23 protein-coding genes and 2 pseudogenes are annotated in these 21595 nt (G+C 35.0%); 23 read left to right on the top strand and 2 right to left on the bottom strand.

Annotated elements, in window-relative coordinates:
- Positions 1-2: 2 nt before the first annotated feature.
- The 14 genes and pseudogenes from BKP45_RS10255 (at position 3) to BKP45_RS10305 (ending at position 14030) form a co-directional block, all read left to right on the top strand.
- Positions 3-737, top strand: a complete 735-nt coding sequence (locus BKP45_RS10255; protein ID WP_071389597.1) for an ABC transporter permease — start codon at positions 3-5, stop codon at positions 735-737.
- The gene (locus tag BKP45_RS10260; RefSeq protein ID WP_071389598.1) at positions 734-1420 is read left to right on the top strand and encodes an ABC transporter permease; all 687 of its coding nucleotides are present in this window, start codon (positions 734-736) and stop codon (positions 1418-1420) included. Before BKP45_RS10255 ends, BKP45_RS10260 begins: the two co-directional genes overlap by 4 nt.
- A gap of 355 nt (positions 1421-1775) precedes the next feature.
- A complete protein-coding gene (locus BKP45_RS10265; protein ID WP_245747424.1) occupies positions 1776-2648 on the top strand; it encodes a sensor histidine kinase in 873 nt (290 codons plus the stop codon).
- Positions 2623-3231, top strand: a complete 609-nt coding sequence (locus BKP45_RS10270) for a response regulator transcription factor (RefSeq protein ID WP_071389600.1) — start codon at positions 2623-2625, stop codon at positions 3229-3231. The genes BKP45_RS10265 and BKP45_RS10270 overlap by 26 nt, the downstream gene beginning before the upstream one ends.
- A gap of 27 nt (positions 3232-3258) precedes the next feature.
- Complete coding sequence (locus BKP45_RS23300; protein ID WP_281243149.1) at positions 3259-3384, top strand: hypothetical protein; 126 nt, start codon at positions 3259-3261, stop codon at positions 3382-3384.
- 208 nt (positions 3385-3592) lie between these two features.
- Positions 3593-3709, top strand: coding sequence for a DUF6429 family protein (locus BKP45_RS22970; RefSeq protein ID WP_245747426.1), 117 nt, complete (start codon positions 3593-3595; stop codon positions 3707-3709).
- A 107-nt stretch (positions 3710-3816) separates the two neighbouring features.
- A complete protein-coding gene (locus tag BKP45_RS10275; protein WP_071389601.1) occupies positions 3817-4683 on the top strand; it encodes a hypothetical protein in 867 nt (288 codons plus the stop codon).
- 135 nt (positions 4684-4818) lie between these two features.
- On the top strand, positions 4819-4968 hold the full coding sequence (locus BKP45_RS22510) for a hypothetical protein (RefSeq protein WP_169824095.1): 150 nt from the start codon (positions 4819-4821) through the stop codon (positions 4966-4968).
- Positions 4969-5094: 126 nt separating this feature from the next.
- The gene (locus BKP45_RS10280; RefSeq protein WP_071389602.1) at positions 5095-5514 is read left to right on the top strand and encodes a hypothetical protein; all 420 of its coding nucleotides are present in this window, start codon (positions 5095-5097) and stop codon (positions 5512-5514) included.
- Positions 5515-5529: 15 nt separating this feature from the next.
- Positions 5530-6771: a DUF5724 domain-containing protein gene (locus BKP45_RS10285; protein WP_071389603.1), complete on the top strand. Its 1242-nt coding sequence runs from the start codon at positions 5530-5532 to the stop codon at positions 6769-6771.
- A 103-nt stretch (positions 6772-6874) separates the two neighbouring features.
- Positions 6875-8335: an IS1182 family transposase gene (locus BKP45_RS10290; protein ID WP_071389604.1), complete on the top strand. Its 1461-nt coding sequence runs from the start codon at positions 6875-6877 to the stop codon at positions 8333-8335.
- A gap of 113 nt (positions 8336-8448) precedes the next feature.
- Positions 8449-12126 carry a DUF5724 domain-containing protein gene (locus BKP45_RS10295; RefSeq protein ID WP_456061764.1) on the top strand — a complete coding sequence of 1226 codons (3678 nt, stop codon included), beginning with the start codon at positions 8449-8451 and terminating at the stop codon, positions 12124-12126.
- 97 nt (positions 12127-12223) lie between these two features.
- A pseudogene (locus BKP45_RS22975) lies at positions 12224-12375 on the top strand (sporulation protein YhbH); the annotation flags it as partial.
- Positions 12376-13157: 782 nt separating this feature from the next.
- A complete protein-coding gene (locus tag BKP45_RS10305; protein WP_071389607.1) occupies positions 13158-14030 on the top strand; it encodes an AraC family transcriptional regulator in 873 nt (290 codons plus the stop codon).
- Positions 14031-14487: 457 nt separating this feature from the next.
- Here the strand turns inward: BKP45_RS10305 and arr are convergent, their stop codons facing one another.
- A complete protein-coding gene (gene arr, locus BKP45_RS10310; protein WP_071389608.1) occupies positions 14488-14904 on the bottom strand; it encodes an NAD(+)--rifampin ADP-ribosyltransferase in 417 nt (138 codons plus the stop codon).
- A 546-nt stretch (positions 14905-15450) separates the two neighbouring features.
- The gene (locus tag BKP45_RS10315) at positions 15451-15801 is read right to left on the bottom strand and encodes a DUF2200 domain-containing protein (protein ID WP_071389609.1); all 351 of its coding nucleotides are present in this window, start codon (positions 15799-15801) and stop codon (positions 15451-15453) included.
- A gap of 461 nt (positions 15802-16262) precedes the next feature.
- Between BKP45_RS10315 and BKP45_RS10320 the strand changes: the two are divergent.
- The 9 genes and pseudogenes from BKP45_RS10320 to BKP45_RS10350 all read left to right on the top strand — a co-directional run bounded on the left by BKP45_RS10320 (position 16263) and on the right by BKP45_RS10350 (position 21299).
- Positions 16263-17155: pseudogene (locus tag BKP45_RS10320) on the top strand (EamA family transporter).
- Position 17156: 1 nt separating this feature from the next.
- Positions 17157-17285: a hypothetical protein gene (locus BKP45_RS23305; protein WP_281243152.1), complete on the top strand. Its 129-nt coding sequence runs from the start codon at positions 17157-17159 to the stop codon at positions 17283-17285.
- Positions 17286-17315: 30 nt separating this feature from the next.
- Entirely contained in the window at positions 17316-17456 is a 141-nt protein-coding gene (locus tag BKP45_RS22515) for a hypothetical protein (RefSeq protein WP_169824096.1), read from the top strand.
- A 245-nt stretch (positions 17457-17701) separates the two neighbouring features.
- Positions 17702-17929, top strand: coding sequence for a hypothetical protein (locus BKP45_RS10325; protein ID WP_071389610.1), 228 nt, complete (start codon positions 17702-17704; stop codon positions 17927-17929).
- 214 nt (positions 17930-18143) lie between these two features.
- The gene (locus BKP45_RS10330; RefSeq protein ID WP_071389611.1) at positions 18144-18635 is read left to right on the top strand and encodes a hypothetical protein; all 492 of its coding nucleotides are present in this window, start codon (positions 18144-18146) and stop codon (positions 18633-18635) included.
- Positions 18636-18990: 355 nt separating this feature from the next.
- Entirely contained in the window at positions 18991-19338 is a 348-nt protein-coding gene (locus BKP45_RS22520; RefSeq protein WP_169824097.1) for a hypothetical protein, read from the top strand.
- A 177-nt stretch (positions 19339-19515) separates the two neighbouring features.
- Positions 19516-19956, top strand: coding sequence for a MerR family transcriptional regulator (locus BKP45_RS10340; protein ID WP_071389613.1), 441 nt, complete (start codon positions 19516-19518; stop codon positions 19954-19956).
- The gene (locus BKP45_RS10345; RefSeq protein ID WP_071389614.1) at positions 19943-20293 is read left to right on the top strand and encodes a DUF4260 family protein; all 351 of its coding nucleotides are present in this window, start codon (positions 19943-19945) and stop codon (positions 20291-20293) included. The genes BKP45_RS10340 and BKP45_RS10345 overlap by 14 nt, the downstream gene beginning before the upstream one ends.
- Before the next feature lie 313 nt (positions 20294-20606).
- On the top strand, positions 20607-21299 hold the full coding sequence (locus BKP45_RS10350) for an aspartate/glutamate racemase family protein (RefSeq protein ID WP_071389615.1): 693 nt from the start codon (positions 20607-20609) through the stop codon (positions 21297-21299).
- The last annotated feature ends 296 nt before the right edge of the window (positions 21300-21595 follow it).

Raw genomic sequence — 21595 nt, forward strand, 5'->3', positions numbered from 1 at the left:
CGATGGTCATACGCTCAAGTTATTTTATGTTTCGCAGACTATTTCGTAATTATATCGGCATGTCGATTTTGTTACTGTTACCTATCGCTTTAATCACCGTACTAGGCCTGATAGCCGACGATGCCATAAGTGACCCATTGGGTATACCTATGAAAGATCAAGTAGCGGTGACGATGATGCTTAGTTTCCTTTTGTTCGGTGGATTTTTTACGATGGAATATGTCAAGGAAGATCTCCTTTCTTCCATGAAGTGGAGAATGTATTCCTTGCCTTATCCGTCCCATAAACACGCCTATTCTATTTTAATTTCCTGTACGCTTTTTAATGTATTGCAGAGCTTTCTCATCGTCCTATACACACTTTTTGTTTATGACGTTAACTGGGGGAACTTAGGATTTGTTCTCTTCATTCTAATAACAGTCGCAACAGTAGTGCAATTTGTGTTTATTAACTTCGTATTAGGAGTGAAAAATTATAAAACAGCAGAGCGTTTAGGAACAGGATTTGGCCTGGCCTGCCTTATGGTTTCTGAAGTGTGGTTTCCTCTCCCGGAAGGGGCCTTTTTCCAGTTTCTATCTACGTACAGCAACCCATTTGCCCTTGGGCAAAATATGATTTTTGCCACAATCACAGGTGAATATATCGACAAAGCCATTATCAGTTTCGTCATTTTACTAGTATCGGCTATCGTTTTGGTAATTTCGGGAGCCTATTTCGGAAGGCGGAAACTCGCATGACCGTATGTCAATTTGTCTTCAAACGTTTTTTTCGTAAAAAATCAAATAGTATCTTTTTACTCGTTCTCCCCATTGGAGCTATCTTTCTTCCGATGGGAGAATGGCCTCCTATACCGCTTGGATTTCACTATTATGGCATCATCATCATGTTCATCGCTTCACGTCTTTCGGCAATCATCATGGAGGACCGGGCCAACAAGACACTTTTACGGCTCAGTGTAGCGCCAATCACCCATTTTCAGTACTTGTTGCAAAACTTATTGGCTTACACGGTCATTTTGACTGCTGTCAATCTAGTGTTTATCATTTTAGGGGTGATTGTTCATGGAGAAAGTGTACCATCTCCAAGCTTACTTTTTATTATTTATACCGTTTATTCCATTACTTCCTTAGGGTTTTCTTTAGCATGGTATGCAACATTCCGAAACAAGGAGGCCGCCTTTAGTATTTTAGGAGGCATTATCATCCTCATGGCGATGCTAGGTGGTGTCTTGTGGCCTGTGGAAATAATGCCTGAGTCCCTGCAGCGAGCAGTGATGCTACTACCAACATATTGGATAGCAGAGGCAACAGTCCTCCTATCATATGAGGCACCAACAGAGGAGCTCGCCATCCCATTAGTAGTAATGTTCCTTTTCTGTATCGCGTTCCTCTTATTGGGGAGCAGGAGAAGACTTACGTAGGTTAGTGATAATAAAGGTGGAGAAATTGGTTAACTATTCTAGTTATTTTGGTATGATAGAGGTATGAATTTAAGGGCGTGTGTATATGAGTAACAAATGGGAAAAATGGACTCCAAAATTGGCAATTACGATATGGCGTATATTCGGATTACTTTTACTTAGCTTGTTGTGGCTACAAGTTGACGGCAACAAAGGAGGAGTTATCCTTCTGCTATTTCTTGCCATCCTGTCATTGGCTCGTTGGCGGCTTCCACTGCCGGGATGGACTGTCCTTATAGATCAGACAGTCTGCTTGATTTCCATTATTTATTTTCCGTTTGCGGTCTTTGCATTGGCATTCCCTGTGTTTGAAAGCATGCTTAAGAGGCAGCCTTGGTTTGCTTTACCAGCGTTTATTTTTGCTGTTATTTATCCTGAAACATCTATCCTTTTAGTTGTCGTTTTCATTCAAGCAGGATTGTCTGGGGCGATCCTTGGCGGGTGGTATCAGGACAAAAAAAGATATCAGACGGAATCCGATCGACAAAGGCGCGATCACTACGAATTGGAAAATCTAAAAGAAGAACTTCTTATCGCTAATGCGCAAGGGACACGTATGGCAGAGTTGGCAGAAAGAAACCGAATCGCGCAACAACTCCATGATGATGTCGGGCATGAACTCACGGCATCTGTTCTTGCCTTTCAAGCCTTTGAAGAGCTTTGGAGTGGAAATGATCCAGAAGCAAAAGAGATGTTTGCCCAAGCACAGCACCGTCTTTCTAAAAGTGTGGTGTATTTAAGAGACACCGTCCATAATTTAAAACCAGTAAAGGAGCTGGGAATTGAAGGATTGCATGAGATTAGTGAGCAATTCACCCTGTGTCCAGTGACCTTTAACGTGTATGGTGATACATCTAACGTGCCTGCTCATTTATGGAGTATTCTTTATCCTGTGTTAAAAGAGTCGTTAACGAATATTATTCGTCATACACAACCAACAAAGGTAGAAATTTCTTTAGATATTAGTCCTCATATTCTGAGGTTATCCGTTTATAACGATGGAGTTGCTAAGGAGAAAAACGGACAAAGAGCGGGGGTCGGTTTAAGAAATCTTCGTCATCGAGCAAGGGCAGTCGGAGGCAGTATATCCACGGATCACTCTGACGGATTTTTATTAATCTGTGTCCTACCTTTAGAAAAAGCACAACAAGGAGGCATTTACGATGAAGATCTTAATCGTAGACGATGATGTTTTAGTTTGCAAAAGCTTGAAAGTTCTTCTCTCCCGTGAAAATGACATGGAAGTCATTGGTACAGCCACTAATGGTGCGGAAGCCATTAATGTTTGTCGTACGGAAATGCCGAACATTGTATTAATGGACATCCAAATGCCGGTTATGGATGGCATTCAAGCAACGAGACAAATCAAGAAAGAATGGCCACAAGTTCATGTCATGATGTTAACTACCTTTAAGGATGAGAAAAATATTCGCCTCGCCATTCAAGCAGGAGCCGAGGGCTATTTAATTAAATCAACCAAGGTATCCAGTATGGCCCAGAAACTGCGAACACTCGTGTCCGGATCCAGCGTCTTAGATGCAGATGTGCTAAAACAACTTACCCACCCTACAGAGAGGAAAGAGCTGGAGCAATTAACCCCACGGGAAAAAGATATTGCAGAATTAGTAGCACAGGGTCTCTCCAACCGGGAAATAGCAGAACAACTCTATATCAGCGAAGGGACTGTTCGTAACACCCTTTCCGTCATTTTAGAAAAACTACAGCTTCGGGATCGAACGCAGTTAGCTATCTATTATTTGAAAAAAGTATAGTCCGAATGTTGGTAAGGGGGATTGGCAATGGAGATCTATAGTTCTCCATTGCTGGTACTAGCTGTATTCTTCTATTTTTTTAAATATGAATCGAAAATAAAAAAATTAGAAAAACGAGTAAAAGATTTGGAAAACAGAGTACACAAAGAGTAGTAATTAAATATTTATCCCACTCTTAAGGGGCAGTGAGACCCCCACCTCAAAACGTAAGAAATTCGAGAAGTTTAGGTGGGGGANTAACTGCCCCTAAAGGTCCGATATAGAATAACTTTCATCAGTGAAAGCTGATGAAAGTTATTCTTATGCCTGTGGTATAAGTTACACTAACAATCAGTGGGGGATGAAGGAAAACCCCCACTGATTGAAGTTCAGCTTTATTAGTGGAAGCAAACGATCAAAATCAGTTTATCTTACTGAAGAAGGAATAAAAGAAGCTCAAAAATTAGTCAAGAAATACTTAGGACAAAACGAAAAGTAACAACTTTGATCTTCAACTAACAAAGCAGAATAGTGCAACAGTAAATATCCAGGGTAATATAGGTAATAATTATTCATAATACCAATTTATGAAGAAGGGGATTATGGATGAAAAAAGTAATATTTTTACCATTAATGATATTTTTATTGTTGAACTTAGCTACTATATTTGCTAATGCTGAAGTAGAAAAACTCGATAAAGATTTAATCAAAGTTATCAATGAGTTTATACCTTCTGCTTCACAATTAGTGAGTCCTGAAGAACCTAAATCAACTAAACCATATCAATTTTATGACTTTAACCAAGATGGACAAGAAGAGATTATTATTACTTATGAAATAAAGGCAAAAGAACAACCTAATCCTTCACAATACGGCGTAATAGTATTAAGTAAAGAAAATGAAAGATGGGAAAAGGTTTTGGAGACCCAAACTCAGGGTGTAGGATTAGACTTTTCAGGTGTTGCTGATATTACTGGTGATGGTACTAAAGAGTATTTCTTTGGTGTAACAATAGGTGCTTCAGCAGGAAATAAACTAGAGATTTTTAAATGGAATAATAATTATTTAGAGAGGATAGCAGAAGTTCCGTATCATATGATGGAAATGATAAGTAATAAAAAAGTTGGAATAGCTGTCTGGCAAAGGTACATAGCAGATACCTATTTTGTAGATGTTCTAAAATGGAATGGTTCAAAATTAGTTCTTGATGAAGAACTTTATTCTAGTTACTATCCTGTAATTGAAAAGTTTTACAACGATAAAATATCAAAAATGGATGCATGGTTTTATTGGTATACCCTTGCAGATGCTCAAGTAAAGGCAAATTTATATGATAAAGCTAGGGATTCTATTCAGAAAGGGACTGAATTAGCTGAGCAATTATCGTTCCCTGATGTAGTAGAAAACTTTAATCAACTAAAAGTCAAATTGGAAAATAAAGAGAAATCTAATAAAAGTAACGCAATGCATTAGTTCAACAGCAGGAACAGTCAAAGAAAGATTGTTTCTGTTAGTTTTCTTCAACTCTTGAGCAGGTTTCAGTAAAATAAGGTATAGTATATTTGTTGAATAGATTCTCTTTAAAAACAAGAAAAGTAGGTGAACAAAGTGGGAAAATATCAATTGGATGCCAAAGGTCAGGTAGCTGTGACAAAGTTTCATGAAAAACGGACGCCTGCCAAATTTGATAAAAAGCAGCACCTTGAAAAAATACGTGCGGAGTATTTGAAAAAGAAGCAAAAACAAACAGATAAATAATATGAATGAATACATAGGAAGACTAAAATCTCCCTATGTTTTTCTTATTCAAAGTCCTTTTTTCAATTGATGATAGATTTTATCTCCAATATAATTAAAAGTAAACTAAATATTTGAGGTACAACAATGAAAATCTACGTAACTATGAAAAGTGTTAGTAGAAGGAAAGATTATTTGAACAGAAAAGAGTTCGTTTTAAAGAGTACACCCCAATCATTACGACAATTAATTACGGAAATTATTGCCTTAAATGTCGAGCAATTGAATGAAAAGAAGTTGGAAAAGCCGTTTCTGCATTTTTTAACAAATGAAGAGATTGTCATACAAAGCTCCACAGGAAAGGTCGGCTTTGACACAAAATATAATGAAAATAAAAGTGACGAACAAGAAGCGGTTAATACGGCTATTCAAGCTTTTCGAGACGGCCTATTCAAAGTATTTTTAAATGAAAAAGAACAAGAAGCATTAGATATTCCTCTTCTACTTCAAGATGGAGATGAGGTCGTTTTTATTAGACTTACAATGTTAACAGGACGAATGTGGTGATAAGGGGAGCTAATTATGATGGATGAGCAGAAACATAGGGCCTACTATAAGGAACTGAAAGTGAAAGCGAATGATTTTACAGAAGGTGAAAAGAAAGCCATTTTAAAATTGTTAAAAATAGCAAAGTCGTCCTATTACTTTGATGAACAAGATACGAAAAGTGTAGAGAGGATGTTACATGAATTAACCGAGGGTGAAGAAAATACACTAGATTTGCTAAAACTGATTGTTCGTAACCTTCTTGGTGAATATCCAGGGGACGTCTTTGATTATATCATTCATCATAAGCGTGAGTATTCCTATAGCACGGGCTTTTATCGACGCCCGTTTCGTACTGCCGATTGGAAGCAACATACGAGTGGGCTTATTTGGAAAGCAGCTTGTCTAATTGACTTATATAAAGACCCGTTTTCGCTGATCGATTATTTAACTACACCAAATTATCCATATGATAATGAAGTAATCAAAGACATTATTGCATATGAAATTGATCATCAAAATGAGGAAGTCTTAACAGCATTAAAGGAAATTATTTATGGAGAGAATAATACAGCACTTCTTAATAGGACAATGATTTCTGGAATGTTTTTGTGCCATCAAGAGGAAGTCTATAAAGTGGCTGGGGATCTACTAATTGCAGCTAGACTTCAAGAGGGTTTACGACAAAGTATCGTTGAAAGTATGGATGAAGGAACTCTTTTGTCCCTAATATATATGTTAAAGATTGTGCTAAAAGAAGAGCTAATTCGATATAGTTCTGTTGTAAGAGCGTTAGATGTTTGGACAGGGCTAACTCTAGAAGCGGTGAATACAAGAGTTGCCAAACAATTAATTGATTATGCGTATCAATGTTTAATTGACGAACAACTTCGTAACAAATGGATCACAAGTAATGATGTTAATAAGTTATACATGAGTTTATGGGCGACTGCGGTGATTGACGAACAAGATGTTGCAGTCAACATTCGAAAGCTAATGGACTCGGGTGAAACCTACCAAAAGATTATAGCTCAATCGTTTTTAAATCAAAGTCAAAATGATGAACTGCGGTTTTCGATTGCGTGTGATTACCTAGAGCAAACAAATCTTGAGTTACAGTATTATGTTTATACAAACTATGTTTATGATTTTTCAAATAGCTATGCTTACGGAACAGGAAATCGGCGCTTCTTAATTGAAAGAAACCCTGCTCTAGAAGATAAAAAAGAGCGGGTTCGCCAGGAGACTGCTGAAAAAGTCTCACTATCACCTTCGTGAAAAAAGGAAGAGGAAACTCTTCCTTTTTTCGTATGCATTATTTAGTTAATAAAGTAAAAATGGTATCATAGAGGTAGAAAATATGTAGAAGATTGGTGAAACTATGCTACCTAAAAAAGAATTTTTACTCAGTTCATACAGTGGACTTTATGATATATTGATTCCCAAAGATCATTTCTTGAGGAAGTTTAATAACTTAGTTGATTTTGAATTTATCTATGACGAGTTAAAAGATATGTATAATGAGGCATTTGGCGCTACAGCCAAATGCCCTATTATGATGTTTAAATTATTACTACTCAAAGTGATGTACCCAATGTCTGATCGTGATCTGATTGAGAGAGCAACGTTTGATATGTCATTTAAATACTTTTTAGATGTAGCACCTGAAGATAAAATTGTTCATCCAACAAGCTTAACGAAGTTTAGAAAACTACGATTAAAAGACGCTTCATTATTAGACGTACTTATCAAAAAGACGGTTGAAATAGCCCTAAAAGAAGGTCTCATTAAGTCTAACCAAATCATTGTAGATTCCACTCATACGAACAGTATGTTTAACTCTAAATCACCCATTGAAATTTTGATTGAACAGTCAAAACAACTAAGAAAGAGCGTTTATAAACAGGACGAGACCTATAAAGAGAAAATGCCTGCTAAGCCGAGTACGAATGATTTATTAGACCATATCAACTACTGTAATCAATTAATAGATATCATTAAAAATGATGCAAAATTATACATTAAAGAAGACGTAAAATTAAAAGCTCACTTGCTAGAAGAGGTTGTAAATGATGATATCGAACACGTAAACTCAACAGTGGAAAAGGATGCAAAAGTTGGACATAAGAGTTCAGACTCATCATTTTTTGGATACAAAACCCACATAGCGACGGTTCCAGAGCGTATTGTGACATCAGCGGTCGTTACGACAGGTGATCAACATGACGGGAAACAAGCAAAAGAGTTAATTGAGAAATCGGTTGAAAACGGAATTGAAGTGAAGGCATTCATTGGCGACGGGGCTTACTCTGAGAAAGATATGATTGAATATGCAAAAGAGAAAGAATTTAAGTTAGTATCGAAATTAAGCAAGACAGTTTCAGAGGGCAATAAAAGGGCATCAGGGGAATTTCATTACAATAAGGATGCCGGGCGATATGTATGTAATGCTGGGCATATGGCGATTAAGAAAGCCTTACACGGAAAGAAAAAACACGCTACTGAAGGAACTGTGTTACGAGAAACCCATTACTTTGATATAGAGAAATGTAAGGGATGTACACTTAGAGAAGGCTGTTATAAAGAAGGAGCAGCAAGTAAAACCTATACCGTAACTTTGAAGAAGGATAAAATTCATGAAGAACACCAACTCTATCAAGAAACAGATGAGTTCAAGGAGTTAGCGAAAAACAGGTATATGATCGAGGCTAAAAACGCAGAGCTCAAGAATCGCCATGGTTTTGAAAAAAGTCATTCCCATGGTCTCTTAGGTATGCAAATACAAAGTGCAACAACCATCTTCGTAGTAAATATGAAACGAATTATTACATTAATAGGTTAGAAATAACCTATAATTTACTCTTAAAGACCCAAAAACGAAAAAAAGATTAGGAAATGTGACTTGAACATTTCCTAATCTTTTTATTTTTAATGTTGTAACTTTAAATCACTAATATTTTCAGCAGTCTCGTTCGCCAGTTTTCCATTTTTAAAGAAGCGATAATGAAGGTAGGAAAGAAAGAGATAACCATTTCATCAAATGCCTTCGATGATGTATCGATTACGTATTCATCAGACCTAATTGCAAATAAATTATTGTATCTTACTGCCTATGATTTAGATGAAGAGTGGATTGCTCAATTATTTATGTTTAAAGATGTTGTTAGCACCGAGATAAGAGGGATGTTACTTGAGTATTTTTGCCATGATTTTTCAAATATTGAGCAGAGGAAGTTTATTTTTGAAAGTTTAGCAGATAAAAGTATTGCCAATCGTGAATTTGCCTTAAATAAGTTGATGAAGGTTGAGTTATTGCCAACTGAAGTACAAAAAATTGAATCAGTTTTAAAGTTAAAAACAAGTTCAATTAGGCGAAGTGCCATCCAAATTTTACTTAAGCAAAGTGACGAGGTTTTGGATGAAACAGTTGAACGGTTACTTACAAGTAAAAGTGAGCCACAAAGACTAGCTGTTCTTGAAATGATAACTGAATTAAAAGGTGATTTGAATCGAACGAAGCAATATGAACGATATAAAGAAAAACTGACATTCATTTCAAAACCGACTGAAAAAGAAAAGCTACAGTTAGCAAAGCTTACAGAAACGAAGATGTATAGCTTTAAAAATGGTTTAGGCTTATTTGAACCGAAAGATCATTTTCATATTTTAACTGAGATTGAACCGTTATATGACTATACAGTAAAAAAAATTTTTACAGCATCATCAGAGAAAATTAAGCAATTCTTGATAGGTTTATCAGACATCATTCACCAACATCGTCATTATCAGTATCAAGCCGAATATTATGACGGGTATAAAGAAACATTGATTCTTGGCTCCCAGTTACAGCCGTTGTATGTAGATGGAAAGAATAAAGGATTAGATAATTACCCCCTGCCTCAGGTGTGGCGTGATTATATAAATGAAAGCAATATTGAAGTAAGTGACCTTCTCGAATTGAACTATTATTTTGAGCTAGAACATTTATTTTACAACTTTAATCTATTAAAACATTATCATTCGTCAAACGACCAACGAAAGATCTATTTGAATGAATTATTTCCAGTTGAACATATAGAAAAAATGGTGAGATGGCTAAAAGAATTGACGTACTACTCACAAATTAGTCAACTAGCATCAGCATTTCTCGTAGAATATGATCGGACGAAGATTTTCCCTGTTGTTAATAAAGTTCTAAATACGATGATACATCAAATTCCAGTAGATGAGATTAAGGGACAAAAGCGGTTCCTTGAATTTCTAACTGCACCATGGCTTGATTGGTCTGCTACGATGGCCCATGATGATCAGTCTTTTAAGGACTATTTTCTTCTTAAATACAATCTATATGTCACTCACAATTTTAAAAGGTATCACTTAAGTTTGGAAGAAGTAGCTCGAGCGTTTCAAATGAATTTAATTGATGAGCATGAAGTCTATAAAGAGTTATTGATTAGAGAAGAAAGTAAACACCATCTTTATCGGGCTACCAGTAAGCACGATGACATCGTTTCAAAATATCCAACAATTGTACCATTTAGGGAGAAGATTCTTTTAAGGATTTTAGAGATTGAGCTAAAACGTGGAGATTTGCCAACCGAAGTGACGAATCTAGCGATGCAAATTCAATATTTTGAGGGCATTGACTATTTTATGAAAATTTTACTAGCCTTAGACAAAGAAGTATTTGTTCGTGGTTATATCTATTGCTATGGGGATGGCATTGCAAAAAAAGAAGTGTTGAGTCACCTGTTAAAGGTTTGTTATCCAAAGGCTGGGGATGATGAAGTAGTATTAAAGGAATTATTAGAGAATAAAAAGCTAACCGAAAAACGTCTCCTTGAATCAGCGATGTATGCCCCTCAATGGATTGAGATTGTTTCAAAGCTACTAGGTTGGAAGGGATTAAGAAGAGCTGCGTGGTATTTCCACGCTCATATCAATGAAACGTTCTCGGCAGAAAAGGAGACGATCGTTGCCCATTACTCACCTATTTCGCCGGAAGACTTTAATGATGGGGCTTTTGATATCGAATGGTTTAAGCAGTCATACAATGAGTTGGGGGAAGAACGCTTTGCAATTCTTTATGATTGTGCGAAATACATTTCAGCAGGAGCAAACCATCGTAGATCACAGCTTTTTGCAGATGCGATACTTGGAAAGTTAGATCTTGAAACGATCAAAAATTCAATAGTTGAAAAGAGAAATAAAAATCATCTCTTATGCTATAGCCTAATACCGGTTGATCATACAAATAAAAAGGATGTGTTATTCCGTTACGAGTTTTTACGAGAAAGTAAGACATTTGGAGCTCAGCGTCGAGCAACTGAAGCGAAAGTTGTCATGATTGCTTTAGCCAATTTAGCTCGAAATGCAGGTTACAAGGATGTTATTAGACTCACATGGGATATGGAAGCTCAGAAAATGAACGATGTTCTTCAATATTTACAATTAAAGCAACTTGATGAAGAGCTTTCTGTTCAATTGACGATTGAGGAACAAGGAAAAGCTGATATTAAAATTCTCAAAAATGGCAAAGCTCTAAAGTCGATTCCGGCAAAGTATAAGAAACATGACTATATCGTTACTCTTAAAGAAGTTAAAACTGAATTAAGAAATCAATATATAAGAGCAAAAGAAGAGCTTGAGCGTTCTATGGAGATGGGAAATGTATTTACATTGAAGGAGTTAGAAACAATAACTCAAAATCCAGTAGTTGCTCCAATTATTTCTGCTTTGATTTTCAAGGTTGGTGAACATTTGGGCTTCTTCGTAGATGGTGCATTGGTTAGTTCGAGTGAAGAACGATTTGAGATCAATAAAAACGATGTCATCGTCATTGCCCATCCGCTAGATTTATACCATAGCGGACAATGGAGTAACTATCAACGAAAGCTGTTTGATCTTAAACTAAAGCAACCGTTTAAACAGGTTTTTAGAGAATTGTATCTCCCGAATGAAGATGAGCTTGCATTAGGAACAATTTCGCACCGTTACGCTGGCCATCAGATTCAACCAAGAAAGACAGTTGCCCTTTTGAAAAATCGATTGTGGACTGTAAGTTATGAAGAAGGTTTGCAAAAGGTTTATTACAAAGAAAATATTATTGCAAAGATATTTGCTATGGCCGATTGGTTGTCGCCGGCTGATGTGGAAGCACCAACGATTGAAGCTGTTCAATTTTTTGATCGTCAAACTTACAAAAGTGTAGATATTACAAACGTACCGAAGCTGATTTTTTCAGAAATTATGAGGGATATCGATTTGGTAGTAAGTATTGCACATGTTGGTGGTGTTGATCCAGAAGCCAGTTTAACAACAGTTGAGATGAGAAAGGCAATTGTTAGAGAAGCAGTACGATTAATGAAGTTTGAAAATGTGAAACTAGAAGGTAAATTTGCACAAATTTCTGGAGATCTAGGTGAATATAGTGTCCATTTAGGTAGTGGTATGGTTTATAAACAAGCCTTTGGAGCGCTCTATATCATACCGGTTCATTCACAGCATCGTGGAAAAATCTTTTTACCTTTTATAGATGATGATCCTAAAACAGCTGAAATCCTTTCTAAAATCGTTATGTTTGCGGAAGATAAAAAAATTAAAGATCCAAGTATATTAAAGCAAATAAAATAATCTAGCCATACTTTGAGAACCTTAAAATGATTGTGATGATGAAGATGCAATATCTACATTCCACTGGAAGTTAAGCGGCTACATCCGGTCAACTCTCCAATACAATCGCCACAGTACACTCTAGAACGCCTACAAAAACATCAAAGACGAACGCTTCCGTCCACTTATATTCTTAAAGAAAAAGGCGATGTCTACCGCGCCTTGAAGAGTTTCTTTAGGAAGGAAGAGGAGATTAGTTTGAAAGAATAATACAGAAATGAGGATTTAGGATGGGGATTTTTTTCAAGAAGATGTCTAAAAAGGAAACTGAGAATTGGGAAAAAGGGTGTGTTTTGGGGTTTTACGTCTTCTTAATAGTTTTATTTATAAATCAAATATATTACTACTTTTATGAAAGTTATCTGTTTCCCACCTCTGCTATTCTTTGGATTGGGTTGGTATCTTCTTTTACTTGGTCTTCTATTTTAAATATAAAGTGTAAAAGGAAGGAATGTTAGGACGTCAACGTTCAGTGATGCTAGACTAGTTTATTAAGCTAAAGGGTGCAAATGCTGAATAAGAAATTACGAAAAAACAACAGATCAATTTACTGCACAGCAACGATACTGTTTAAAAATTCCAGAGACGATCACTTTTATAAAGTGATCGTCTTTCGTACTTGACGGATACTGTGCAACAAGTTTCTTCATTTTTAGGTCACTTTGTGAAAGAATGTATTTAAATAAGGTTTCGTTTATTTATCCCACTCTTAAGGGGCAAGTAAGACCCCCACCTCAAAACTTAAGAAAATCTAGAAGTTTAGGTGGGGGATAAACTGCCCCTAAAGGTCCGATAAGTTGAACTAACAATCAGTGGGGGATGAAGGAAAACCCCCACTGATTGAAGTTCAGCTTTATAAGGACATCCCACTCTCCTTAAAATGAACGAAAGATTATAATGAAATTAAAAATTAATCCTACAAAATGGTGCATAAAATGTCGGATGACTAGAGTAAACTCCTGCTATTCTATTGATGAAAGGAGGTCATATTAATGGATTTGCTTAAGGACATGAATATTGCGATGAAGTATATCGAAGAAAACCTTACTAATGAAATAGACTTCAAGGTGGTAGCAAGGTTAGCTCATTGTTCTGAATATCATTTTAAAAGAATGTTTTCTTTTCTTGCAGGAGTTACGCTATCAGAGTATATACGCCGTAGACGACTTAGTTTGGCAGCATTTGAGCTTCAAAATAGGAACGTAAAAGTAATCGATGTTGCGATGAAATATGGATACAATTCACCGGACTCCTTTACTAGAGCTTTTCTCAATTTACATGGTGTAACACCATCAGAAGCAAGAAACAATGGTCAGCAATTAAAAGCATATCCACTCATGACCTTCCAATTATCAATTAGAGGAGGAAATGAAATGAACTACCGAATCGAACAAAAAGAAGCATTTAACATCGTTGGTATTATGAAACGAGTTCCAATTGTTTTTGAAGGAGAAAATCCGGAAATAGCTGCGATGTGGCAATCCTTGACTATGGAAAAAATAGAGCAATTACAAAAACTCTCAAATGTTGACCCAAAAGGAATGATACAAGCATCTACAAACTTTTCAGAAGGACGTATGGAAGGAAAAGGAGAGCTGGACCAGTATATAGGAGTGGCGACTACACGAGAGAACCCTGAAAACTTTTTAAAACTTGAAGTTCCCGCTTTAACATGGGCGATATTTGAATCAACAGGACCATTTCCAAACACCCTCCAGGAAACTTGGGGAAGGATCTATTCTGAGTGGTTCCCATCTTCCAACTATCAAGTAACAGAAGGACCTGAAATCTTGTCGATTAAAAGTAAAGATTTATCTTCACCATCAGTAAAATGTGAAATTTGGATTCCAGTTTTGAAAAAGTAGAATAAAAATTTGAAATAAAAATGAGCTGTTTCGGCAGCTCATTTTTATTTATCTATTCTTAGAAAAACGATCTTTTGCTGGTAGTACAACGATACTGTTGAAAAATTCCCTATCTAAGACGATTACGTTTCAACTTACCGTCTTTCATATTCGACTAAAAACTGCGCAACAAATAACTCCGTATATGAAAGAATGTGCTTTGAAGCGAAGTTTTTTTATCGGGTGGATTTTCAACAATCGAGCTAGTTAAATAATAGTTTAAGTTCAAATCATTTATAGGTATTTATTAAATAGCAAAACAAAATTTATGGAAATTTTGTTTTGCTATTCTATTTTAATCAATTAGTCCCCACCAATATAACTCGTATACTATATAAAAATTGTTGCTCAAAATCCAGACTCATTTCATATTGGTCTCAAAGATTCTTTTAAGTCATGACTTTATAGATGTTAATGATTAATCGTTTATTACAGCCTTTCCTTGTTCACGTAACTTTTTTAAAGATGTAAGCATATGATTTATTTCTTCATCGGAATGTCTTTCCCATGAACTTAATTCAGCTATTATTTTCAAAGGAGATTTAGACCTATAAGAACGTGTTGGGTTTCCAGGAAATTTTTTGTCAGTTAAGTTCGGATCATTTTCAAAAGCACCTAATGGTTCTACAATGTAAATTCTTTCCTTAGATTTAGATGTTGCTAATTCAGCACCCCATTTAGCAGCATCTAATGTTGCAGTGAAATATATATAATTAGATTTTTTGTCTTGGTAATTTGATAAGTGTTGCGGTTCTAAAAGATCTCCAATTTTTAGTTCTGCTTTAGTACCATGAAAGAAAGGACCATTATCTAAGACATCTTTTTTGTTATTCATACTCATACACCTCTTATAATTTTAGATTTGTATAAAACAGTATAGGACAGGAACTTTAGAAAGGGTAGTCTATAAATAATTTATTATTAGTAGTATAATGTAGGTAGAGAGAATGATGTCGGACGACAGTTAGCTATTATTCACGTTTTAATTAGCAATCAACGTTTATGGTTAATGGGGGTTTTATGGACTGACATATGGTTTTATATTTAAAAAATAATATTAAACAATTGGGTGCGTTTATCTCATAACGCGTTTTTTTTATTTATGGCGTTAATGTTGAATAAATAAGCACTATGAAAAACAACAGATCTATTTATTGCGTACAAATATACTATTCAATAGAAAATGATATTTAGCGCGATTGCGGAAGACCAAAGCCTAATTCCACAGTAAAGATAAGGAGGATTAGGCTTTTTCACTGAGATCATGTGAAAAAAATTTTCATATTAATCTAGAAATTTTTTATACAAATATCTATGATTTTGGGACAAAAAAACACCGACTTTTATAAATGGAATCGGTGATTCTTCATTTTAAATTAAATTATTTCCGCAAAATCTTCTCTAGCGCTTTTGCCTTTGCTAACTCATCGATCAACTTGTCCAAATAGTGAATTTCTTGCATCGTTGGTTCTTCGATGTCTTCCACTCGGACACCGCAGACAACACCTTTGATCAAAGCCGTCGAAGGATTCAGTTGGGGAGCTTCCGCAAAGAAGATCTCAAAGTCTGTCTGTTTTTCCAGTTGTGCTTCTAATTCTTCCTGGCTATACCCTGTCAACCAACGGATGATTTCGTCGACCTCTGTTTTCGTACGTCCTTTTCTCTCCGTCTTCGTAATATAATGGGGATAGACACTTGCGAAACTCATTATATAGATCTTATGTTTAGTTATGATACATCATCATTTATATGGTTTTCTTTATTATAGTACGAAAAAAAATCGGGTTCAAACGAAGTAACCGTCCAGCCCTGACCAAGGATTAAGGATTGTTACTTTTTTCTACAGTAATTAAGTTATTTTTTGGTCACCGCTCTTCTAGCGGATGTAGTTGCCTGACCGGACGTTGGCGCGTTCGGTCATTTTTCATTCTGTTTTATATTACTTTAATTATACTAGATATTAAAATGGTAAATCAAATTTTTTTGTAGGACATTAATAAATCGAAGCATGTGGATGTGCAGTTTTGAAAAGATACCATTCTCGTTGGCAAGAAGCTCTGCATGTGTACCATCTTCAGCGATTCCTTCTTCGTTTAAAAAGGATATTAAATTTGGTAAAGAAAATTTTTAAGGAATTTTCTATTATTAGTTTAACTATTCTTTTTATCTTTTTTTTATGGAGGTGAGCGCAAAATGAAAGGAACATTGCCACCATTTTTAGTATTACTTGCTGCAATACTTTGGGGAACTACAGGTACAACTCAGGCACTTGCGCCAGAAACAGCACACCCGATTGCGATTGGGGCTACTCGCTTAGCGGTAGGAGGTTTGTTTTTATTATTAATGGTTCTTGTAATAGGGAAATTTAACCTCAAAGGTTGGTCGATCAAGACAACGCTAATAGCATCTTTATGTATGGCTTTGTATCAGCCTTATTTTTCTCGGCAGTTTCAATTACGGGAGTGGCTATTGGGACAGTAGTTGCAATTGGGACCGCACCTATCTTCTCAGGTCTCACAGAATGGATATATTTAAAAATTCGTCCATCTAAAGTTTGGTGGTATTCTACTTTCCTATCAATATTAGGGTGTCTAATGCTCTTTATTAATAAAAAATCAGTTTTTGTAGACCCTGTTGGAATAGTAATGGCTTTTGGGGCTGGGCTATCCTTTGTTAGTTACGCCCTTATAAGTAGATCATTGGTTGAAAAACATTCGTCATTATCAGTAGTAGCAGTCGTTTTTACTCTAAGCGCAATCTTTTTATCTCCGTTTTTATTTATTTTTGATATGTCTTGGATCATGAGTTTTCAAGGTGTAGGTGTAAGTCTTCAACTAGGGATTATGGCAACTGGGATAGCCTATTTGCTTTTTGCTAAAGGTCTTACCCATATCTCTTCATCAACTGCGGTTACACTTTCGTAAGCAGAACCCTTAACCGCAGCATTATTAGGAGTATTTTTATTAGGTGAAAACTTAACGATAAATTCTTGGTTCGGAATGACCCTCTTAATACTGGGAATTGGAATATTATTATGGTCGCCCCAAAAATCGATTAGCAAAAAGGAACCTAGGATTGTTCAGTAGTGTGACATTAAAATTAAAATTAGAAGGTTGGATAGAGATGTACGGATTCCAAGAGATTAAGATAAATGGAATTATTATTGATATTTGTCGTTTAGCACCTGTAGCAATCATGGGAGAAGATGACAGATAAAAAAAAATTCGTATTGAAACAAATGAAGTGGTGGGTGGAGCATATGGTACTTTACTTGATCGTGCAAATCGATTAGTTTTTAATGAGAAATTTCAAAGAATTGCAGAACAATTGAAACAATCGTTAAAAGAGTTTGATTATGTACTATTAGAAATTGAAAAATTAAATTAATCTCTGTCATTTCAAACGAAAATCCCAACAATCTATCGGAAACCTAATCAGTATATAGTGCTGGATGCAATTTTTTATTGGGAGGTTTCAGAGTGGGTTGTTGACTTAGAAATCAAACTTAAAGATTGAATCAAATTAATAATGCTTTTTCGAATATATTGAGTAAGACGGTGTTCAACAAACGAGTGCGTAAATGGATAACATTTTATTTACTTGATAATTACTATTACATAGAGGTGAATAAAATGGCTATAATTTTTGTGGGCTTATGGGGAGTCATAACAATACCAATTGCGTTATCTGTAGTTTTTTCAATAATTAAACCAGTTGTTATGGCAGATAATACTGGCATAAGTGCAATTATTATTGTAGTGGTAGTTGCTCTTTTAGATGGATACATTGGGATTAAAATTTTTGAAAAGAAAATTGAACCTTGGTTGCTTAAACGAAAGAAAAAAAGAAATTTTCCATAATTCAGCTAACGGATGTTTTAACACAAGAGGAACGCAAGATTTAAGATGGCGTTCCTTTCTTTTTCTTTTTTGGGAAATAAAGTAAAATGACGGAATCTTATGATAAAATTGCATTATAATTGTTCTTCAATTAAAGAAGCAGGTTAGCGGAATAAGAGACATAATTATCATAGCTTTAGTCGTAGACAAATTGATAAAGGAGAAATCCCATCTTATGTTTTGTTTTTTTTATAAAGCAAAATTAAAAAATGATGATTTAAAAAGCATTGCAAAATTAATGTATGAGGATGTATCAAGTGATTCTTGGGATAAAGAAAACCTTACTAAAAGAAATTTAGACTTTACTATTGAAAGTATTCGTTATATTGATATGTATACAAGTAGATTAATGAGTACGGAATTTGGTACTGAACTGTTAAGTTATCATTTTGATAATTTAGTGGTACGTATAGGTGCCTATATTGGCGAGGTTATCAAAAATAATATTAAGAAAGACTTTTACTGGTATGAGTCTGATTCTGTACGCAATTATTCGCCAAATCTTGATGGAGTGTTTAGTAATAACAAAACAAAGAGTGTTCTTTATTCTAAAAAGAGGGATGTAGTGATATTACCTTTGAATGTGGTATCGCAATTTTTAAAAGGGAACTCCCCATACAGTAATTTTCTTACTTACGTAGAAGAAACGATTAAGCAAAACACTTAATAAAAATGGTATCTCATTTTTATTGCAATAATTTTATTAATGTTACTAAACTAACGAGAGAGCATTAGCACAGTAATTAATGTTGTAGTTATAGAAGGAGTGACAAACTATTAAAAAATATGTGTTGTTTTGGATATGGGTATCATTATGGATATCATTTTTCGTTATAATAATTGCAATTATAGTAAATTTTAATAAAAATTCTCAGAATTCAAGTGAAATAGTAAGTTTTAGTAGAAATGCTAAAACTGCAAGTGAAGTACAAGGAACAGAAGCTCATGCCCCAATAATATCTGTTGGGGAAACAACAATTGCAACAGAAATTCAAACAATCTGTTGGAGTGTCAATAGTTGTATGAATATTATATTAGGTAGTGGATACAACATCATTGAAACAGAGCCGAAGAATTATGTAGTTAATTCAGATGAATCGCTAAGAATTGAATTTAATGATTATCCTTTGCCAAACACAATAAATTTAAAAATAGAAGAATTACCAAACTATCATGAGCAGTTTACTTATATCGGTCGGGATAATTCTCCGTTATTCAATTATTTTCTTATGCATCAAAGCAAACCTAGTTATATAGAGTTACCAAACGAACCAGGGACGTATACTTATAATATGCTTGTTTATTGGTTTGGCGATAAGGCAACCACTCAAGGAATGGCAAACTACCGATTTAGTATTACAGTTGAATGATATAATATCTCCAATATATATTGTGAAAAAAGGTACTTACGATATTCGCGTTTTTCGACAGGACCCCACATATGCATTGTTAAATGATGTAAACGATGGAGCAGCCTGTTTATTATAAATAGCTCTTGACCTTAGAGTACACTCCAATGATAGTGTTTTCTTAGGAGGGATTTAATCATGCAAATTAAAGAGTTTGCTTCAAAGTATAAGTTAAAAAAAGATGCAGTCCGTTATTATGAAAAAGAAGGTTTGATAGAACCTACACGACTAGCTAATGGTTATCGAATTTATGATGAAACATGCGAGAAAAGTATTAAATATATTCTTGTTCTCAAACAGCTAGGTTTTTCATTGCAAGAAATTCAAGCGCTATTAAACTTGGAAAAAAGACCACCTTCTAGTGAGTGTAATGCGATGTCCGTAACATTATTTAAAAACAAAGTCTCTTACCTTGAGAGTAAAATCGATTTTTACACAACAGCCATTAAATCATTACAAATAGTCCATGATTTAATGGAGCATGAAAAATATGTTGAGAATAAAGATAAGGTCTACTCTTTAGTCGAGGAAATGTACCGAAAAATAGAAGAAGGTGATGAACATAATGTCACTTCGTAAAGTGATTTATTTTGAGAATGTGATCGGATTTATTCTCTGTTTGTTACTTTACCTACACTTAGATTTTTCGTTGCTTTTATTTTTATTACTATTACTAACGCCAGATATAACGATGATTGGCTATCTTTTCGATAAAAAAATTGGTTCTTATGTTTATAATGCAGGTCATAGTTTCATTATTCCAGCTGTACTGTTCATAGTAGCGTTTCATAATGAATTTTCTACCTTGCTAATGATCGCTATCATTTGGGCGGCTCACATTTTCATGGACCGTTCCTTAGGATTTGGATTAAAGTATAAGTATAACTTTAAAGAAACACACTTGCAAAAAATTTAATAACCCATTAGTGCTAGTCTAAGGTGAATGAGGTAATTTTAGTCAATTATTCATTTTGAACAAATGAAGCATTACTGAAATAGCTACGGTAATGATTTTTTCTATTTCAAAGAATTTCAAATTAAAAGTTAGTGAAGAAGTTCACTTAAAGTAACGGAGGCGTATCTGTAATAAGCAGATACGCATATTTAATTGGTTAAGTGCCAAAGATTGAATAAATTATAAAAATGTTAAATTATAGGTTGACGATTGGAAGTATTGAATATAAGATGTGTAAAATTTGAAAATGTAAATTTAAATAGGGGGAAAAGTGATGAAAACTATTGGGCTTATAGGTGGAATGAGTTGGGAGTCTTCAGTAGAGTATTACCGAATAATTAACCAAAAGGTAAAAGAAAAATTAGGTGGATTACATTCAGCGAAGTGTCTGTTGTATAGTGTTGACTTTGACGAGATTGAACGCTATCAAGCTGAGGGTGATTGGGAAAGTGCGGGTAAAGCATTAGGGGAAGTTGCATCATCTTTAGAAACAGCAGGTGCAGAATTCATAGTAATTTGTACAAATACGATGCATAAAGTAATTGATTATGTAGAGGCGAGGATAAGCATTCCTGTATTACATATTGCTGATGCAACAGCGAATCAAATCCAAAGTTCCAATATAAAAACAGTTGGCTTACTTGGGACTAAATATACAATGGAGCAAGATTTTTATAAATCTCGAATTCAATCAAATGGAATTAACGTGTTAATTCCAGATAAAGAAGAACGAAATAATGTCAATAAAGTTATTTATGAAGAGTTGTGTTTAGGACAAATTGAACAAGCATCTAAAGATTATTATAAAACTGTTATTCAACATTTAGTGGATGAAGGAGCCGAAGGAATCATTTTGGGTTGTACAGAAATCGGATTATTAGTTAAATCAGAAGATTCAGAAGTTCCATTGTTTGATACAACAGTTATTCATGCAATTGAAGCAGTAAATACTGCTCTAAAAAAATGATGCTTTTAGAAGGAAGTTCTATGCAATAAGGCTTATTAAAGTAACGATTGCGTGTGCGGCCGAGCCTAGGTCGTATCATATAACGGGTGGGATTCCCGTCGAGTAAGAACTAGCCATTCGCTCGTAGCGAGTCTTGGAGGGCTGAAGGTAACTTTAGTCTTTAAGCGTAGACAGTGAGGTGGCGGGCCGAAAGCCAAGCGGTTGAAGGGATTGAGCTCCATAATGTTAGTTATTCGAGAGGGTTGATGCCTTACGCATAGCAGAAAACTACATTCTATCCTTCGTAAAAGGCGAGA

The sequence above is a fragment of the Anaerobacillus alkalidiazotrophicus genome (assembly GCF_001866055.1).

Excerpts from the sequence above, each read along its gene's own strand:
- BKP45_RS10280 (WP_071389602.1), top strand. The coding sequence starts at position 5,095 with ATGAAAATCTACGTAACTATGAAAAGTGTTAGTAGAAGGAAAGATTAT.
- BKP45_RS10305 (WP_071389607.1), top strand. The coding sequence starts at position 13,158 with ATGGATTTGCTTAAGGACATGAATATTGCGATGAAGTATATCGAAGAA.
- BKP45_RS10265 (WP_245747424.1), top strand. The coding sequence starts at position 1,776 with ATGCTTAAGAGGCAGCCTTGGTTTGCTTTACCAGCGTTTATTTTTGCT.
- BKP45_RS10255 (WP_071389597.1), top strand. The coding sequence starts at position 3 with ATGGTCATACGCTCAAGTTATTTTATGTTTCGCAGACTATTTCGTAAT.
- BKP45_RS10350 (WP_071389615.1), top strand. The coding sequence starts at position 20,607 with ATGAAAACTATTGGGCTTATAGGTGGAATGAGTTGGGAGTCTTCAGTA.
- BKP45_RS22520 (WP_169824097.1), top strand. The coding sequence starts at position 18,991 with ATGAATATTATATTAGGTAGTGGATACAACATCATTGAAACAGAGCCG.
- BKP45_RS10325 (WP_071389610.1), top strand. The coding sequence starts at position 17,702 with ATGGCTATAATTTTTGTGGGCTTATGGGGAGTCATAACAATACCAATT.
- BKP45_RS10330 (WP_071389611.1), top strand. The coding sequence starts at position 18,144 with ATGTTTTGTTTTTTTTATAAAGCAAAATTAAAAAATGATGATTTAAAA.
- BKP45_RS10345 (WP_071389614.1), top strand. The coding sequence starts at position 19,943 with ATGTCACTTCGTAAAGTGATTTATTTTGAGAATGTGATCGGATTTATT.
- BKP45_RS23300 (WP_281243149.1), top strand. The coding sequence starts at position 3,259 with ATGGAGATCTATAGTTCTCCATTGCTGGTACTAGCTGTATTCTTCTAT.
- BKP45_RS10275 (WP_071389601.1), top strand. The coding sequence starts at position 3,817 with ATGAAAAAAGTAATATTTTTACCATTAATGATATTTTTATTGTTGAAC.
- BKP45_RS10270 (WP_071389600.1), top strand. The coding sequence starts at position 2,623 with ATGAAGATCTTAATCGTAGACGATGATGTTTTAGTTTGCAAAAGCTTG.
- BKP45_RS10260 (WP_071389598.1), top strand. The coding sequence starts at position 734 with ATGACCGTATGTCAATTTGTCTTCAAACGTTTTTTTCGTAAAAAATCA.
- arr (WP_071389608.1), bottom strand. The coding sequence starts at position 14,904 with ATGAATAACAAAAAAGATGTCTTAGATAATGGTCCTTTCTTTCATGGT.
- BKP45_RS10285 (WP_071389603.1), top strand. The coding sequence starts at position 5,530 with ATGATGGATGAGCAGAAACATAGGGCCTACTATAAGGAACTGAAAGTG.
- BKP45_RS10340 (WP_071389613.1), top strand. The coding sequence starts at position 19,516 with ATGCAAATTAAAGAGTTTGCTTCAAAGTATAAGTTAAAAAAAGATGCA.
- BKP45_RS10290 (WP_071389604.1), top strand. The coding sequence starts at position 6,875 with ATGCTACCTAAAAAAGAATTTTTACTCAGTTCATACAGTGGACTTTAT.